This window comes from Streptomyces sp. AHA2, from assembly GCF_036857595.1.
Taxonomy (GTDB): Bacteria; Actinomycetota; Actinomycetes; order Streptomycetales; family Streptomycetaceae; genus Streptomyces.
Genome location: NZ_JAUQWJ010000003.1, coordinates 235,329 through 251,164, shown reverse-complemented (window position 1 = coordinate 251,164; position 15,836 = coordinate 235,329). Strand labels below are relative to the sequence as shown.

Here is a 15,836-nt window from a genome sequence, read left to right as displayed (position 1 = left end):
GGCTCCCCGGCGCACCACCCGCGCGGGGCGGCCGTGCCACGCCCTCGTACCCCGCCCCCGGGCCGTACGGCACCGTCCTCTCACGCGCCACCCCTCACCGTCGCCGGACCACGCACCGTGAAGCCGTGGCCCATCCTGCCCCGCCGACGGGCTCCGCGGACGCCCCTCGGCACACAAAACCCCGACCGCGAGGCGGCCGGGGTGTGCTCGTTATGGGTGGTCGTGACTCACGAACCCGTGGGCACGGAGTCGGTCGCCTCCGTCCACAGATCCTGCTCGGCGCGATCCGCCTGGATCTGGCGGTACACGAGGAGCCCGCCGATGGCGGCCAGTGCGACCAGGAGAAGCTTCTTCACCGCGCGACCTCGTCTTTCCTTGACGTAGGGGACCTCTGGCGCCCGACTATACACACCGACCGATACCGATCGGTGACCTGAGTGGGCCCTCAACTCGCCTCCCGTACAGCCGGGTAGGAGCGGAGGCAGCCGATCCGATCGGAGGGTGATCACACCCCGACGGACGGTTACTTCTGTCCGTTCTTCGACGCTCTCCTCACCTTTTCGACCCTCATGGGGCCATCCGAGTGGTGTTCATCTGAACATCGCGGCGCCACGGTCGGAGATCCACCACATCCCGGCCCACATACACATCATGAGGAAAGTACGCAAATCGCCCGACCCGAAAGTGAGGGGCCATGGCCCGGAACAAGGTCATGAAGCTGTGGACCGCCATCGTCACCGCCTTCCTCGCGCTGTGCACGGCGCTCGGACTCGTCACCACCGCCGCGGCCGCGGCGGTACCGCAGGCCGAGCGGGAGCGCAACAGCACGAGCACCGGCGGCAGCATCCCGCAGCAGCGGACGGCACCGGCCACGCTCCCCTGGACCCAAGCCAGGGCCCTGCCCCCCACGATGAAGCAGCGCATCCGCGCCGAGGCCCACGGGAAGGCGCCCCGCTGCCGCCACCGCCCGGTCGCGGACCAGGCGGTCCCCGCCACCACCGACTGCGCCGACGAGGACAGCGACGCCGAGAGCGACCGCCTCACACCGCTCCAGCGCTGATCCCCTGATCCCACCCCGGCGATCCTGCGTACAGAGCCCGGCAGCTCGACAGAGCCGCCGGGCTCACGCATGTCCCCCGGCGATCGCGGGGGACGTGCCTGACGTGCCTTCGGACCGGCGACCGGCCGGGCACGTACCGTCCGGCCTCCGGCAAGGGAGGCGGCGCTTGCGGCCGTTGTCGTCGAGGGCGGCACCGGCCGCGGCGCGCGGGGCGTCACCGGCGGCGGGCCGGCCAGAATCCGCGCGTGGAGGTCGAGCAGCCGGTCGGCCTCCGCCGTGATCCGGTTGATGTCAGCCGTGAACGGCGAAGACCCCCAGCCGCTACCGACTGGAGGTCTTCTCAGATGTGGGGCTAACAGGATTTGAACCTGTGGCCTCATCCTTATCAGGGATGCGCTCTAACCAACTGAGCTATAGCCCCGCCGCGCTCTGCGGTGTGTCCCGCGCGCTGACTCCTGAAGATTAGCGCACGACACGGGCAGTCCCAAAATCGGTTGCCGGGACACCCGTACCGGACACCCGCGAGGCCCCTCCGCAGGACGTCAGACGTGCGGAGGAGGGGTCCTCACTCGTCCTCGGCGAGGGTCAGCTCCACGCCGCCGACGAAGCCGGCGGAGAGGTTGTAGATGAACGCGCCCAGCGTCGCGAGGGCCGTGGCGAGGACGACGTCGATGACCGCGATGATCGAGGTGAACATCAGCACGTTGGGCAGCGACAGGAAGGCCTGCAGGTCGAAGCCGTTCGACTCGTTCGAGCCGGTGGCCTCCGAGATCGTGCCGCCGACCGTCGAGAAGACGCCCATCGCGTCCATGACCATCCACAGCACCGCGGCCGCGACGATCGTGCAGATGCCGAGGGCGATGGAGAGCAGGAAGCTCACCTTCATCACCGACCACGGGTCGGCCTTCGCCACCCGCAGCCGCGCCTTGCGCACCCGCGGCACGGTCCGCGTCCCGGCCCCGGTGCGCGGCCGCCGTACGGCCGCGGCGGCGCCGGCCGCGGCGCCCTGCTGCGCCGGGTAGGCCTGCGGCGGGTGGTACGGCCCTGTCTGCTGCTGGGCCTGCCGTTCGCCCGGCAGCGGCGAAGCGGCACCCGGTTCCTGGACGGCCGCGTCCGCGCCGCCCTTCTGCCGCGTCTGCGCACCGCGGGCGTCCGTCCCCGCCGCTCCCTTGGCGTCACGGGCGCCGCGCGCGGGCGTGTCCGTGTCCGTGGACTTGATCGGCTTCAGGTTGGTCGTCTGCGGGTCCGTCGCCCGCGCGGCGGAGCCACGGCCGCCGTCGCCCGTGTCCGTACCCGTCGAGGTACCGCTCGGTCCGGCGCCCGTGGCTCCGCTCACGCTGACTCACTCCTCGTGCCTACTCGGCCGAGGGCGCCTCACCCTCGTCCGTGCCGGTGGCAGCGGCCCCCTCGGCGGTTTCGTCGACGACCACGTCGCCGTCGACCTCTTCCGCCTCGCGCCCCGCCTCGGCGTTGCGAGCGATGCCCACGACGGCATCGCGCTTGCCCAGATTGATCAGTTGGACGCCCATGGTGTCACGGCCGGTTTCCCTGATCTCGTTGACTCGCGTACGAATCACACCGCCGGACAGTGTGATGGCGAGGATCTCGTCGGTCTCCTCGACCACCAGCGCGCCGACGAGGGAGCCGCGGTCCTCCACGATCTTGGCAGCCTTGATGCCGAGGCCGCCGCGACCCTGGACGCGGTACTCGTCGACGGCGGTCCGCTTCGCGTACCCACCGTCTGTGGCAGTGAACACGAACGTACCGGGTCGAACAACATTCATCGAGAGGAGCTCGTCCCCTTCGCGGAAGCTCATGCCCTTGACACCCGAGGTGGCACGGCCCATGGGACGCAGGGTTTCGTCCGACGCGGTGAACCTGATCGACTGCGCCTTCTTGCTGATCAGGAGCAGATCGTCGTCGGACGAGACCAGCTCGGCACCGATCAGTTCGTCGTCGGAACCGTCCTCCATCGAGCGGAGGTTGATCGCGATGACACCGCCGGAACGCGGCGAATCGTAATCCTTCAGAGGCGTCTTCTTCACCAGACCGGCCTTGGTGGCCAGGACGAGATAGGGGACCGCCTCGTAGTCGCGGATCGCGAGGATCTCGGCGATCGCCTCGTCCGGCTGGAAGGCGAGCAGGTTCGCCACGTGCTGACCGCGCGCGTCCCGGCCCGCGTCGGGCAGCTCGTAGCCCTTGACGCGGTAGACGCGGCCCTTGTTCGTGAAGAACAGCAGCCAGTGGTGCGTGGTGGACACGAAGAAGTGGTCGACGATGTCGTCTTCCTTGAGCTTCGCGCCGCGTACGCCCTTGCCGCCGCGCTTCTGGGCGCGGTAGTCGTCGGTCTTGGTGCGCTTGATGTAGCCGCCCCGGGTGACCGTGACGACGATGTCCTCCTCGGCGATCAGGTCCTCGATGGACATGTCGCCCTCGTACGGGATCAGCGTGGTCTTGCGGTCGTCGCCGTACTTCTCGACGATCGCGGCCAGCTCCGCGCTGACGATGCCGCGCTGGCGGACCGGGGAGGCCAGGATCTCGTTGTACTCGTTGATCTTCGCCTGGAGCTCGTCGTGCTCCTGGACGATCTTCTGGCGCTCCAGGGCGGCCAGCCGGCGCAGCTGCATCTCGAGGATGGCGTTGGCCTGGATCTCGTCGATCTCCAGCAGGCTCATCAGGCCGCCGCGGGCGATCTCGACCGTGTCGCTGCGCCGGATCAGCGCGATGACCTCGTCGATGGCGTCCAGGGCCTTCAGCAGACCGCGCAGGATGTGCGCCCGCTCCTCGGCCTTGCGCAGCCGGAAGCGCGTACGGCGGACGATGACCTCGATCTGGTGCGTCACCCAGTGGCGGATGAACGCGTCGAGGGAGAGCGTGCGCGGCACGCCGTCGACCAGCGCCAGCATGTTGGCGCCGAAGTTGGTCTGCAGGTCGGTGTGCTTGTAGAGGTTGTTCAGCACGACCTTGGCGACCGCGTCCCGCTTCAGCACGATGACCAGGCGCTGGCCCGTGCGCGAGGACGTCTCGTCGCGGACGTCCGCGATGCCGCCGATCTTGCCGTCCTTCACCAGGTCGGCGATCTTCTGCGCGAGGTTGTCCGGGTTGACCTGGTAGGGCAGCTCGGTGACCACCAGGCACTGGCGGTTCTGGATCTCCTCGACCTCGACGACCGCGCGCATCGTGATGGAGCCGCGGCCGGTGCGGTACGCCTCCTCGATGCCCCGGCGGCCGACGACGAGCGCGCCGGTCGGGAAGTCCGGGCCCTTGATGCGCTCGATGAGCGCGTCCAGCAGCTCCTCGTGGGAGGCCTCGGGGTTCTCCAGGTACCACTGCGCGCCGGCCGCGACCTCGCGCAGGTTGTGCGGCGGGATGTTGGTCGCCATGCCGACCGCGATACCGGCCGAACCGTTGATGAGCAGGTTCGGGAAGCGGGCCGGCAGGACGGTCGGCTCCTGGGAGCGGCCGTCGTAGTTGTCCGTGAAGTCGACGGTCTCCTCGTCGATGTCGCGGACCATCTCCATCGACAGCGGCGCCATCTTGCACTCGGTGTACCGCATGGCCGCGGCCGGGTCGTTGCCCGGGGAACCGAAGTTGCCGTTGGAGTCGACGAGCGGCATGCGCATCGACCAGGGCTGGGCCAGGCGCACGAGCGCGTCGTAGATGGAGGAGTCGCCGTGCGGGTGGTAGTTGCCCATGACGTCGCCCACGACGCGTGCGCACTTGTAGAAGCCGCGCTCGGGGCGGTAGCCGCCGTCGTACATGGCGTACAGCACGCGGCGGTGGACGGGCTTGAGGCCGTCGCGGACGTCGGGCAGCGCACGCGAGACGATGACGGACATCGCGTAGTCGAGGTACGAGCGCTGCATCTCCGTCTCGAGCCCGACGGGCTCGACGCGCATGGCCGGGGCGTCACCCTCGGGCGCCGTCACGGGAGTGTTCTCGTCGGTCATTGCTGGTGAAGGTCCTTCCTGGTGCGGTCAGCTGAGACCGACTCAGATGTCGAGGAAGCGGACGTCCTTGGCGTTGCGCTGGATGAACGCGCGGCGGGCCTCGACGTCCTCGCCCATGAGGACCGAGAACAGGTCGTCGGCCTGGGCGGCGTCGTCGAGGGTGACCTGGCCGAGGACGCGGTGCTCCTGGTCCATGGTCGTGATGCGCAGCTCCTCGGCGTTCATCTCGCCGAGACCCTTGAACCGCTGGACGGAGTCCTCGCGGATGCGCTTGCCGGCGTTGCGGCCCATCTCGATCAGGGCGTCGCGCTCGCGGTCGGAGTACGCGTACTCGAAGTCGTCCTTGCCCCACTTGATCTTGTACAGCGGGGGACGCGAGAGGTACACGTGCCCGGCCTCGACCAGGGGCCGCATGAAGCGGAACAGGAAGGTCAGCAGCAGCGTGTTGATGTGCTGGCCGTCGACGTCGGCGTCCGCCATCAGGATGATCTTGTGATAGCGGAGCTTCTCGATGTCGAAGTCCTCGTGCACGCCCGTGCCGAACGCGGAGATCATCGCCTGGATCTCCTGGTTCTGCAGGATGCGGTCGATGCGCGCCTTCTCGACGTTGAGGATCTTGCCGCGGATCGGGAGGATCGCCTGGTACTGCGGGTTGCGGCCGGACTTGGCCGAGCCGCCGGCGGAGTCACCCTCGACGATGAAGATCTCGCACTTCTCGGGGTCGTTCGACTGGCAGTCGGAGAGCTTGCCCGGCAGGGACGCCGACTCCAGCAGGCCCTTGCGGCGCGTCAGGTCGCGGGCCTTGCGCGCCGCCACGCGCGCGGTGGCCGCCGCGATGCCCTTGCGGATGATGTCCGCGGCCTCGTTCGGATTGCGGTCGAGCCAGTCGGTGAGGTGCTCGTAGACGACCTTCTGCACGAAGGTCTTCACCTCGGTGTTGCCCAGCTTCGTCTTCGTCTGGCCCTCGAACTGAGGCTCGCTCAGCTTGACCGAGATGATCGCGGTCAGACCCTCGCGGATGTCGTCACCCGTGAGGTTGTCGTCCTTCTCGCGCAGCAGCTTCTTGTCGCGCGCGTACTTGTTGATCAGCGAGGTGAGCGCCGCGCGGAAGCCCTCCTCGTGCGTGCCGCCCTCGTGCGTGTGGATGATGTTGGCGAACGAGTACACGCCCTCGGTGTAGCCGCCGTTCCACTGCATCGCGATCTCGAGGGACAGGTTCTTGTCCTTGTCCTCGGCCTCGAGGTCGATCACGGTGGGGTGCACCAGCTCTCCCTTGCGGGAGTTGAGGTACTTCACGAAGTCGACGATGCCGCCCTCGTAGTGGTACGAGACGCTCTTGACCTCGTGCTTCTCGTCCTCGCCCGCCTCGTCCGCGCCGGCGGTGGCCTTCGCCGACTCGCGCTCGTCGGTGAGGTTGATGCGCAGGCCCTTGTTGAGGAAGGCCATCTCTTGGAAGCGCCGGGAGAGCGTCTCGAAGGAGTAGTCGGTGGTCTCGAAGATGTCGCCGTCGGCCCAGAAGGTGACCGACGTGCCGGTCTCCTCGGTGGCCTCGTGCCGGGCCAGGGGGGCCGTGGGGACACCCAGCTTGTAGTCCTGCGTCCAGCGGTAGCCGTCGGTGCGGACCTCCACGGCGACCTTCGTGGACAGGGCGTTGACGACGGAGACGCCCACGCCGTGCAGACCGCCGGAGACCGCGTAACCGCCGCCGCCGAACTTGCCGCCCGCGTGCAGCACGGTCAGCACGACCTCGACGGCGGGCTTGCCCTCGGAGGGGACGATGCCCACCGGGATGCCACGGCCGTTGTCGACGACCCGGACGCCGCCGTCGGCGAGGATCGTGACGTCGATCGTGTCCGCGTAACCGGCCAGGGCCTCGTCGACGGAGTTGTCGACGACTTCCTGCACCAGGTGGTGCAGGCCGCGCTCACCGGTCGAGCCGATGTACATGCCGGGTCGCTTGCGGACCGCGTCCAGACCCTCGAGGACGGTGATGGCACTGGCGTCGTACGAGGCGGTGACCTCGCCGTTGGAGGTGATCGCCTCGCCGGTCACGCCTGCGTCGGTGGACGGGATGTTCTCGTTGGGGTTGCCGGAATCGGCCACGAAGCGCCCTTTCTGGCACAGCACGAGCCGGGCTCCTGGGGGTGCCCCCTCCGCGGGGGAGGGCTGCCGGAGCGGCTGCGGCATGTTGCGTTGGTAAGCCTTGAAATCAGCGTTGCTCAGCTTTTCCCGGACGGTCCCCACGCTGGGGGCGGGATTGCTCTCCATTCTACCGGTAGCACTGACACTGATGGGGGTTTGCGGGTACCTGAGTCCGCATGTGCCGCCCTCGACGGGTCTCGTCCGACTCCCGATATACGGATGGGGGCTCCAAGAGGCTCACAGCGCCACTCAGCGCTTTCAGCCGTCAACCCGTTGCTACTTAGGAGTCAGTTCCCGATTCGCAACCTTGTGCGGCGCCATGCCGCAGGGACCGCACCCGTCGTTCCGGGCCGGTGTGACGTGACGTAAGTCACCTGTAGGTATCTCCGGGACCCGTGCTTCCGGGGGCGCGCAGAGGGCCGTAACGGCGCGTGGGAGCGCTCGGGGCGAGCACCTTGATGTGCCGCACCCTGCCGTGCCCCAGGTCCTCGTTGAGACGGGCGACCAGGGTCGGCGCGAGCAGCCTGAGGTTCGTCGCCCAGGCAGTGGAGTCACAGCGCACGACCAGGACGCGCTCGTCCTCGTCGTACTTCTCGGGCACACAGTGCTTGGCCACGTCCTCGCCGACGATCTGCGGCCAGCGGCCCATCACCCCGCCCACCGCGGCCGGGGCCTCCCAGCCCCGCTCGGTGATCAGCCGGTTGATCGCGGCACCGAGCGCCATGGGGTCGCGGCCGTCGGCGCGCGCCCCGGAGCGCAGCCCGCCACCGCGACGCGCCTGCTTCTTCTGCTGCGCCGCGTCCCCGCGCGCGCGGGCGGCGTCCTTGGCCGCGCGCAGCGCCACGCGCGCGAGGTCGACACCGGAGGGCTCGGGCTGCCCGGACGGCTTCGGGACCTGGGGTGCGTTCTCCGTCATACGCGCTCCACCGTCCCCTCGGACACGGCGAACCGCGCTCCGGACAGCACGTGCGGCACGTCGTCGTCGACCGCGGCCGTGACCAGCACCTGCTCGCCGGGCGCGACCAGTTCGGCGAGGCGCTCACGCCGGCGGGTGTCCAGCTCGGCGAAGACGTCGTCCAGCACCAGCACCGGCTCGTTGCCCTCGGCCCGCAGCAGGTCGTAGGAGGCCAGACGCAGCGCGAGCGCGTACGACCAGGACTCGCCGTGGGAGGCGTAGCCCTTGGCGGGCAGCTGGCCCAGCTTGAGCTGGAGGTCGTCGCGGTGCGGACCGACCAGGGTGACGCCCCGTTCGATCTCCTGCTTGCGGGCCTCGCCGAGCGCCGCGATCAGCTGCTCGAACAGGTCCTCGCGGGTGTGCGCCTCACCCGGCGCCGACGGCTTGTACTCCAGCGCGATCGGCCCGCCGCCGGGGGCGAGCTGCTCGTACGCCTTGTCGGCCAGCGGCTGGAGCGTGGCGATCAGGTCCAGGCGCTGCGCGAGCACCTCGGCGCCGGCGCGCGCCAGGTGCTGGTCCCACACGTCCAGGGTGGACATGTCCATGGAGCGGCCACCGTGCCGGCGGGCCAGGGCGGCCGACTTCAGCAGGGTGTTGCGCTGCTTGAGCACCCGGTCGTAGTCGGAACGGACCCCGGCCATGCGCGGCGAGCGGGCGGTGATCAGCTCGTCCAGGAAGCGCCGCCGCTCCCCGGGATCGCCCTTGACCAGGGCGAGATCCTCCGGCGCGAACAGCACGGTCCGGACGATGCCCAGCACGTCACGCGGCCTGACCTGCGAGGACCTGTTGATACGGGCGCGGTTGGCGCGCCCCGGGTTGAGCTCCAGCTCGACGAGCTGCTGCCGCTCGCCCTGCCTGACCTGGGCCCGGACGATCGCGCGCTCGGCGCCCATGCGGACCAGGGGGGCGTCGGAGGAGACCCGGTGGCTGCCGAGGGTGGCGAGATAGCCGACGGCCTCGACGAGGTTGGTCTTGCCCTGCCCGTTCGGCCCGACGAAGGCCGTCACCCCCGGGTCGAGCGGGACCTCGACCCGGGGATAGGAGCGGAAGTCGGCCAGCGACAGATGCGTGACGTGCATGGTCGTTCCGCCGACCTCCCTCGGTGCTCGGTTACTTCTTCTCGACCGCGTGGCCGCCGAACTGGTTCCGCAGCGCCGCGATCATCTTCATCTGGGGCGAGTCCTCCTGGCGGGAGGCGAACCGCGCGAACAGCGACGCGGTGATCGCCGGCAGCGGGACCGCGTTGTCGATCGCGGCTTCCACAGTCCAGCGTCCCTCGCCGGAGTCCTGTGCATAACCCCGGAGCCCGTCCAGGTGCTCGTCCTCGTCGAGCGCGTTCACCGCGAGGTCGAGCAGCCAGGAGCGGATGACCGTGCCCTCCTGCCAGGAGCGGAAGACCTCCCGGACGTCGGTCACGGAGTCGACCTTCTCCAGCAGCTCCCAGCCCTCGGCGTAGGCCTGCATCATCGCGTACTCGATGCCGTTGTGGACCATCTTCGCGAAGTGGCCCGCGCCGACCTTGCCGGCGTGCACGGAGCCGAAGTCGCCCTCCGGCTTGAGGGCGTCGAAGACCGGCTGCACCTTGGCGACGTGCTCGGCGTCGCCGCCGTACATCAGCGCGTAGCCGTTCTCCAGGCCCCAGACGCCGCCGGAGACGCCGCAGTCGACGAAGCCTATGCCCTTGGCCGCCAGCTGCTCGGCGTGCTTCTCGTCGTCCGTCCAGCGGGAGTTGCCGCCGTCCACGACGACGTCGCCGGGCTCCAGCAGCTCGCCGAGCTCGTCGATGGTCGACTGCGTGGCCTCGCCGGCCGGGACCATCACCCACACCACGCGCGGGCCGCTGAGCTTGCCCACAAGCTCGCGCAGGCTGTGGACATCGGCGAGGTCCGCGTTGCGGTCGTATCCGTAGACGGTGTGGCCGGCGCGGCGGATCCGCTCGCGCATGTTGCCGCCCATCTTGCCGAGGCCGACGAGACCGAGCTCCATCAGTTGTTTTCCTTTGGTTCGCAGGTGTCCGACTGGCGTTGCGGCACTGAAGTACCCGCGTCCGAGCCTAGACCCGGACGCTCACGCACATCTGTGGGCGTACGCGCTCAGTCGTACGCCCCACCTGCGGGTTTGTCCTCAGCCTGTGGACAGCGACCGCCGGATCCGGCCGCCTCAGCCGCTCAGCCGCACCGGCATGATCAGGTACTTGTAGGCCTCGTCCGCCTCGGCGTCCAGTGCGGGCCTGCCGCTGAGCAGGGCGGGCTTGGTGGACGTCGTGAACGACAGCTGGGCCACCGGGGAGTCGATCGCGCTCAGGCCGTCCAGCAGGAACGTCGGGTTGAAGGCGATCGAGATGTCGTCGCCCTCGAGCTGGGCGTCGACCCTTTCCACAGCCTGTGCGTCGTCGCTGGAGCCGGCCTCCAGGATGAGCACGCCCTGTTCGAAGCTCAGCCGCACCGGGGTGTTCCGCTCGGCGACCAGGGCGACGCGCTTGACGGCCTCCACGAAGGGGGCGGTCTCGATCACGGCGATGCTGTTGAACTCCGTCGGGAACAGCGTGCGGTACTTCGGGAGGTCGCCCTCCAGCAGACGGGTCGTCGTGCGGCGGCCGGCGCCCTCGAAGCCGATCAGGCCCTCGCCGGACCCCGAGCCGGACAGCGCCAGGGTCACCTGGTCGCCGCTGGTGAGGGCCTTGGCGGTGTCCAGGAGCGTCTTGGCGGGCACCAGGGCGACCGCGGAGGCGTCCGGGTTCTCCGGCTTCCACAGGAACTCGCGGACCGCGAAGCGGTAGCGGTCGGTGGACGCCAGGGTGACCGTGTCGCCCTCGATCTCGATGCGGACGCCGGTGAGGACGGGCAGCGTGTCGTCACGGCCGGCCGCGATGGCGACCTGGGCGGCCGCGGAGGCGAAGACCTCACCGGGGACCGTGCCCGTCGCGTTCGGCATCTGCGGCAGGGCCGGGTACTCCTCCACAGGCAGGGTGTGGAGGGTGAACCGCGAGGAGCCGCAGACCACCGTCGCCCGTACACCGTCTGTGGAGATCTCCACCGGGCGGTTGGGCAGCGCGCGGCAGATGTCCGCGAGCAGGCGGCCGGAGACCAGGACCGTGCCCTCCTCCTCGACCTCGGCCTCGACGCCCACCCGGGCGGAGACCTCGTAGTCGAAGCCGGACAGGCTCAGCTGGCCCTCCTCGGCCTTCAGCAGCAGGCCGGCGAGGACAGGCGCCGGCGGACGGGCCGGGAGGCTGCGTGCCGCCCAGGCCACTGCCTCCGCGAGTACGTCGCGTTCCACCCGGATCTTCACTGTTGCCGCCTCCTGCTGTTGCCGGCGCTTCTCGCTCTGCCTGGCCCTCGTCGTCTGTCTCGGTGTCGACGGTCCCCGTGAGGGGGAGGACACCGGGGACCAGTCTGACGCACCCCACTGGCAGTAGGTGCCTCTCGGGGTCAAGTCGTGACGAGGGGCGGTCGGGCACCGGAGAGCGAGTTGTGCACAGGACCCGCTTCGAAACGAATTCCCAGCTCTCTCTAGTCGGGAGTAGTAGTAGGGCCTGTGGATACCGTGGATAACCACGTTTGCCCTGCTCAGAGCCGAGATTTTGTCCACGGGGCCTGTGGGTGGGGGCGGTGGACAACCCTGGGTATCTGTGGAGAACGGAAAGTTCTGCACACCCCGTGCACAGGGAAGGGCGAGTTCTCCCCAGTGCCGTCCCCAGGTTTACCCACCTTTCCCACAGTGCAACCCGGCACCTTCGTGTGACGCCTTTCACTCGACCCGGTGAGGAGGCGCGCCGCGTTGCCGAACAGTGGACAGCCATGTGGAGAAGGGGCCCCACACTGGGGACAACCGCCCTCAGCCTGTGGGTCGGCGGTGGACAACTCGATGCACAGCCTGTGGATCAATCCTTCGTCCACAGTCTGTGGAGATCGTTCGTCCACGAATCCACAAGCAGCTGAGCTGCCCTGATGGTCCGTCCGCGGGGGGCGCTGTGGACACGCTCTGGACAACTCCCCGGTCCCCAGGATGTGGACGGCAGAAAGTCAGCGAATCTGTGGAGGGAAGCCGTAACCCGGTAGCTATTCGAACAGAGGGTTGCGATCGGGTAGCCGTGGACCCGGCCGGTGATCGTCGTCGAGATCCCCGGAGGCGTGCTCGGCCGCGTGTTCTCCGCTCGCCGGGGATCCGTCTCCCGGCCGCTCCACGGGCGGGCACGGAGAAGGGCGTCCCCGGGAAGCCCCGGGGACGCCCTCAGCGGTGTGTGGTTCGCCCTCAGCGGTGTGTGGTCGCTCTCAGGCGGTTGGCGCCTCGTCAGCCGTTCTTGATGCGGTTGGTCAGCTCGGTGACCTGGTTGTAGATGGAGCGGCGTTCGGCCATCAGATTGCGGATCTTGCGGTCTGCATGCATGACCGTCGTGTGGTCGCGGCCGCCGAACAGCGCGCCGATCTTCGGCAGCGACAGGTCCGTCAGCTCACGGCAGAGGTACATCGCGATCTGCCGGGCCGTGACGAGCGCACGGCCGCGGGAGGTGCCGCACAGGTCCTCGACGGTCAGCCCGAAGTAGTCCGCTGTCGCACCCATGATCGCGGTGGACGTGATCTCGGGGGCCGAGTCGTCACCGCCGGGGATCAGGTCCTTGAGGACGATCTCCGTGAGGCCCAGGTCCACCGGCTGCCGGTTGAGGGAGGCGAACGCCGTGACGCGGATCAGCGCGCCCTCCAGCTCACGGATGTTCCGCGAGATCCGGGACGCGATGAACTCCAGCACCTCCGGCGGCGCGTTCAGCTGCTCCTGCACCGCCTTCTTGCGCAGGATCGCGATCCGCGTCTCCAGCTCGGGCGGCTGGACGTCGGTGATCAGTCCCCACTCGAAGCGGTTCCGCAGCCGGTCCTCCAGCGTGACCAGCTGCTTCGGCGGGCGGTCCGAGGACAGCACGATCTGCTTGTTCGCGTTGTGCAGGGTGTTGAACGTGTGGAAGAACTCCTCCTGCGTCGACTCCTTGTCCGCCAGGAACTGGATGTCGTCGACGAGCAGGATGTCCATCTCCCGGTACCGCTTGCGGAAGCTGTCGCCCTTGCCGTCGCGGATGGAGTTGATGAACTCGTTGGTGAACTCCTCGGAGCTCACGTACCGCACCCGCGTGCCCGGGTAGAGGCTGCGGGCGTAGTGCCCGATCGCGTGCAGCAGGTGCGTCTTGCCGAGCCCGGACTCCCCGTAGATGAACAGGGGGTTGTACGCCTTGGCCGGCGCCTCGGCGACGGCGACCGCCGCCGCGTGCGCGAAACGGTTCGAGGCACCGATGACGAAGGTGTCGAAGAGGTACTTCGGGTTCAGCCGCGCGGTGGGCTCGCCCGGGCCGGTCGCCGGTGCGGGCTGGGCGGCCAGCGGGCCGGGCGCACCGGTCGTGGGCAGGTTCGGGCCGACGGGCCCGCCCCGGTGCACGTGCCCGGAGCCGGCCGGCGGCTCGGGCAGCTCCCGGCGGACCGCGTCGCGCTGGTCGTACTCCGGGCGCGGCGGGTGCGGGGTTGGGGACGCGTCGTAGTCCGAGCGCGGCTGTTCGTACGGCGGGCGCTCGACGGACTGCGGCCGGTAGTCCTGGGAGGGAGATCCGTAGGAGTCCTTCGGCCCGTATGCGTCCTGCGAGCCGTAGGCGTCCTGGGTGCCGGCTCCGGAACCGTAGGGGTCCTGCGCGCCGTAGCCGTCCTGGCCCGGTGACGCGTAGGGATCACGCTCGGGGAAGCCCAGTCGCTGCTGCTGCCAGCCGTAGTCGTCCTGCGACGGCCGCGGCCAGGAACCCGGCTCGGGGCGCTGGTACTCGGAGGGGTACGCGGGGCGGGCCTTCGGGATCTGATCTCCGCGCGTAGGCGGGAGCTGGTCGGAGGCGGTGCCGGGCAGCGGCTCGGCGCGGTGGCGGCCGTATCCCTCGTACCCGTCGCGCTCCTGGCGCTCCTGGCGCTCCTGGCGCTCCTGGCGGGGGTCGTAGCGGTCACTGTCGGACCGGGAGTCGTAGCCGTCCCGGCCCTGGCGGTCGTAGGCGTCCCGGTCCGGGCGGTCGTACCGGTCGGCGGCGTCCTGGCGGTCGTAGCGGTCGCTGTCCTGGCGCGCGGACGGGAGCTCGGGCTCCTCGTAGCGCGGCTGGGGGCGCGACGGGGGCGCCGGGGGTTCGCCCGCGGAGTCGTCCACGGTGATCGCGATGCGGATCGGCCGGCCGCACTCGCGGCTCAGCGTCTCGCTGACGACCGGCGCCAGCCGGCCCTCGAGCACGCCTTTCGCGAACTCGTTCGGTACGGCGAGCAGGGCCGTGTCCGCGACCAGCGCGAGCGGCTGGCAGCGGCGGATCCAGTGCTCGTCCTTGGCTTCGACGCCCTGGCCGCGGCCCTCCCCGAGGAGCTGCTCCAATACGCGTGGCCACACTGCGGCAAGATCGGCAGGTACGTCAGCCACAGGGCACGCTCTCTCGCAGGTCCCACGAACGTGTGGTTCTGGGACGGGTCGGGATTGTCATCCGGGTGGGTGCCACGGGGGCAAACCCACCGGGGCAGGGACAAGGGAACGAATCGGAGTCCGCCACGGTAGTCAGGGCGGCCGGTACGGTTCAAGTTGTTGTCCCCAGGCTGTGGACAAGTGTCTCCCGGCGGCTCCCGGTTTGACCGGATGGCGTAGCCGCGCGTACCGTAACCAGGTCGAGTTGTCGATGGCTGCTGCCGCCTGCCTCCGATGGGCACAGGTCACTTGGGTGATCGGTCAGCGGTGCACTCGGGCGTAACTGCGAGCTACTCGTGGGCGCACGGTGACAGCCAGGACGGCACCCCGCAACTACCGAATCTTTCTGGAGCCCCCGAGTGAGCAAGCGCACCTTCCAGCCGAACAACCGTCGTCGCGCGAAGACCCACGGCTTCCGGCTGCGTATGCGCACCCGTGCCGGCCGCGCGATCCTCGCGTCCCGCCGTAGCAAGGGTCGCGCCCGCCTGTCCGCCTGATCCCGATCAGGTCATGACGTCGTGCTGCCCACCGAGAACCGGCTGAGGCGGCGCGAGGACTTCGCGACCGCGGTACGGCGAGGCCGTAGGGCAGGACGCCCGCACCTCGTCGTCCACCTTCGAAGCGGTGCCACGGACCCGCATGCGCCTGGGGAGAGCGCTCCCCCGACGCGTGCGGGTTTCGTCGTGAGCAAGGCGGTGGGCGGCGCGGTCGTCCGCAACAAGGTCAAGCGCAGGCTTCGCCACCTGATGCGCGAGCGAGTCGCCCAGCTGCCCCCCGGTAGCCTGGTAGTCGTACGAGCGCTGCCCGGAGCGGGCGACGCCGACCATGCACAGCTGGCCCGAGACCTGGACGCCGCTCTCCAGCGGCTGCTGGGAGGGGGCGCGCGATGAAGTACCCGCTGCTGGCTCTGATCAAGCTGTACCAGTGGACGATCAGTCCGCTGCTCGGGCCGGTCTGCAAGTACTACCCGTCGTGCTCCCACTACGGCTACACGGCCATCGACCGGCACGGTGCCGTCAAGGGCACGGCGCTCACGGCCTGGCGCATCCTGCGGTGCAATCCGTGGTCGCTGGGCGGTGTGGACCATGTCCCCCCGCGCAAGCGTCCGCGGTGGCACGAAATGCTGCGTAACGCGTGGCGCGCACGCAAGGGCGGGCCCTCCGCCGCCGACCCGGCCACCGAGGGACAGACTTCTCCCACGAGTTCGTCGAGTCCTTCGAGCCCGGCCGCAGAGACACCGTCCCATGCCCAAGGAGCATGATTA

13 protein-coding genes and 1 tRNA gene are annotated in these 15,836 nt (G+C 69.5%); 4 read left to right on the top strand and 10 right to left on the bottom strand.

The window, feature by feature from the left end:
• Positions 1-227: 227 nt before the first annotated feature.
• The gene (locus Q5694_RS08445; RefSeq protein ID WP_003999697.1) at positions 228-356 is read right to left on the bottom strand and encodes a DLW-39 family protein; all 129 of its coding nucleotides are present in this window, start codon (positions 354-356) and stop codon (positions 228-230) included.
• 338 nt (positions 357-694) lie between these two features.
• Between Q5694_RS08445 and Q5694_RS08440 the strand changes: the two genes are divergently transcribed.
• Positions 695-1,060, top strand: a complete 366-nt coding sequence (locus tag Q5694_RS08440; protein ID WP_333931838.1) for a DUF6344 domain-containing protein — start codon at positions 695-697, stop codon at positions 1,058-1,060.
• A 347-nt stretch (positions 1,061-1,407) separates the two neighbouring features.
• On the opposite strand, the gene Q5694_RS08435 is transcribed toward Q5694_RS08440, so the two are convergent.
• The 9 genes from Q5694_RS08435 to dnaA all read right to left on the bottom strand — a co-directional run bounded on the left by Q5694_RS08435 (position 1,408) and on the right by dnaA (position 14,533).
• Positions 1,408-1,481, bottom strand: a tRNA-Ile gene (locus tag Q5694_RS08435).
• Positions 1,482-1,625: 144 nt separating this feature from the next.
• Positions 1,626-2,396 (bottom strand): DUF3566 domain-containing protein, encoded by a 771-nt coding sequence (locus Q5694_RS08430; protein ID WP_333931836.1) that lies wholly within the window; start codon positions 2,394-2,396, stop codon positions 1,626-1,628.
• Between the two features lie 19 nt (positions 2,397-2,415).
• Positions 2,416-5,010: a DNA gyrase subunit A gene (gyrA, locus tag Q5694_RS08425; protein WP_333931835.1), complete on the bottom strand. Its 2,595-nt coding sequence runs from the start codon at positions 5,008-5,010 to the stop codon at positions 2,416-2,418.
• A 42-nt stretch (positions 5,011-5,052) separates the two neighbouring features.
• Complete coding sequence (gene gyrB / locus Q5694_RS08420) at positions 5,053-7,113, bottom strand: DNA topoisomerase (ATP-hydrolyzing) subunit B (RefSeq protein WP_333932311.1); 2,061 nt, start codon at positions 7,111-7,113, stop codon at positions 5,053-5,055.
• A gap of 409 nt (positions 7,114-7,522) precedes the next feature.
• Positions 7,523-8,068 carry a DUF721 domain-containing protein gene (locus tag Q5694_RS08415; RefSeq protein WP_333931834.1) on the bottom strand — a complete coding sequence of 182 codons (546 nt, stop codon included), beginning with the start codon at positions 8,066-8,068 and terminating at the stop codon, positions 7,523-7,525.
• Positions 8,065-9,186 (bottom strand): DNA replication/repair protein RecF, encoded by a 1,122-nt coding sequence (gene recF, locus Q5694_RS08410; RefSeq protein ID WP_333931832.1) that lies wholly within the window; start codon positions 9,184-9,186, stop codon positions 8,065-8,067. The genes Q5694_RS08415 and recF overlap by 4 nt, the downstream gene beginning before the upstream one ends.
• A gap of 31 nt (positions 9,187-9,217) precedes the next feature.
• Positions 9,218-10,093, bottom strand: coding sequence for a phosphogluconate dehydrogenase (NAD(+)-dependent, decarboxylating) (gene gnd / locus Q5694_RS08405; RefSeq protein WP_333931830.1), 876 nt, complete (start codon positions 10,091-10,093; stop codon positions 9,218-9,220).
• Positions 10,094-10,267: 174 nt separating this feature from the next.
• The gene (dnaN, locus tag Q5694_RS08400; RefSeq protein ID WP_333931829.1) at positions 10,268-11,398 is read right to left on the bottom strand and encodes a DNA polymerase III subunit beta; all 1,131 of its coding nucleotides are present in this window, start codon (positions 11,396-11,398) and stop codon (positions 10,268-10,270) included.
• A gap of 1,002 nt (positions 11,399-12,400) precedes the next feature.
• Positions 12,401-14,533: a chromosomal replication initiator protein DnaA gene (dnaA, locus tag Q5694_RS08395; protein WP_333931827.1), complete on the bottom strand. Its 2,133-nt coding sequence runs from the start codon at positions 14,531-14,533 to the stop codon at positions 12,401-12,403.
• 398 nt (positions 14,534-14,931) lie between these two features.
• Between dnaA and rpmH the strand changes: the two genes are divergently transcribed.
• From rpmH to yidD, 3 genes are read left to right on the top strand one after another with little or no spacing between them, the layout of a single operon-like run.
• Positions 14,932-15,069 (top strand): 50S ribosomal protein L34, encoded by a 138-nt coding sequence (gene rpmH, locus Q5694_RS08390; protein ID WP_003956500.1) that lies wholly within the window; start codon positions 14,932-14,934, stop codon positions 15,067-15,069.
• 21 nt (positions 15,070-15,090) lie between these two features.
• The gene (gene rnpA / locus Q5694_RS08385; RefSeq protein ID WP_333931811.1) at positions 15,091-15,462 is read left to right on the top strand and encodes a ribonuclease P protein component; all 372 of its coding nucleotides are present in this window, start codon (positions 15,091-15,093) and stop codon (positions 15,460-15,462) included.
• Positions 15,459-15,833: a membrane protein insertion efficiency factor YidD gene (yidD, locus tag Q5694_RS08380; protein ID WP_333931810.1), complete on the top strand. Its 375-nt coding sequence runs from the start codon at positions 15,459-15,461 to the stop codon at positions 15,831-15,833. Before rnpA ends, yidD begins: the two co-directional genes overlap by 4 nt.
• The last annotated feature ends 3 nt before the right edge of the window (positions 15,834-15,836 follow it).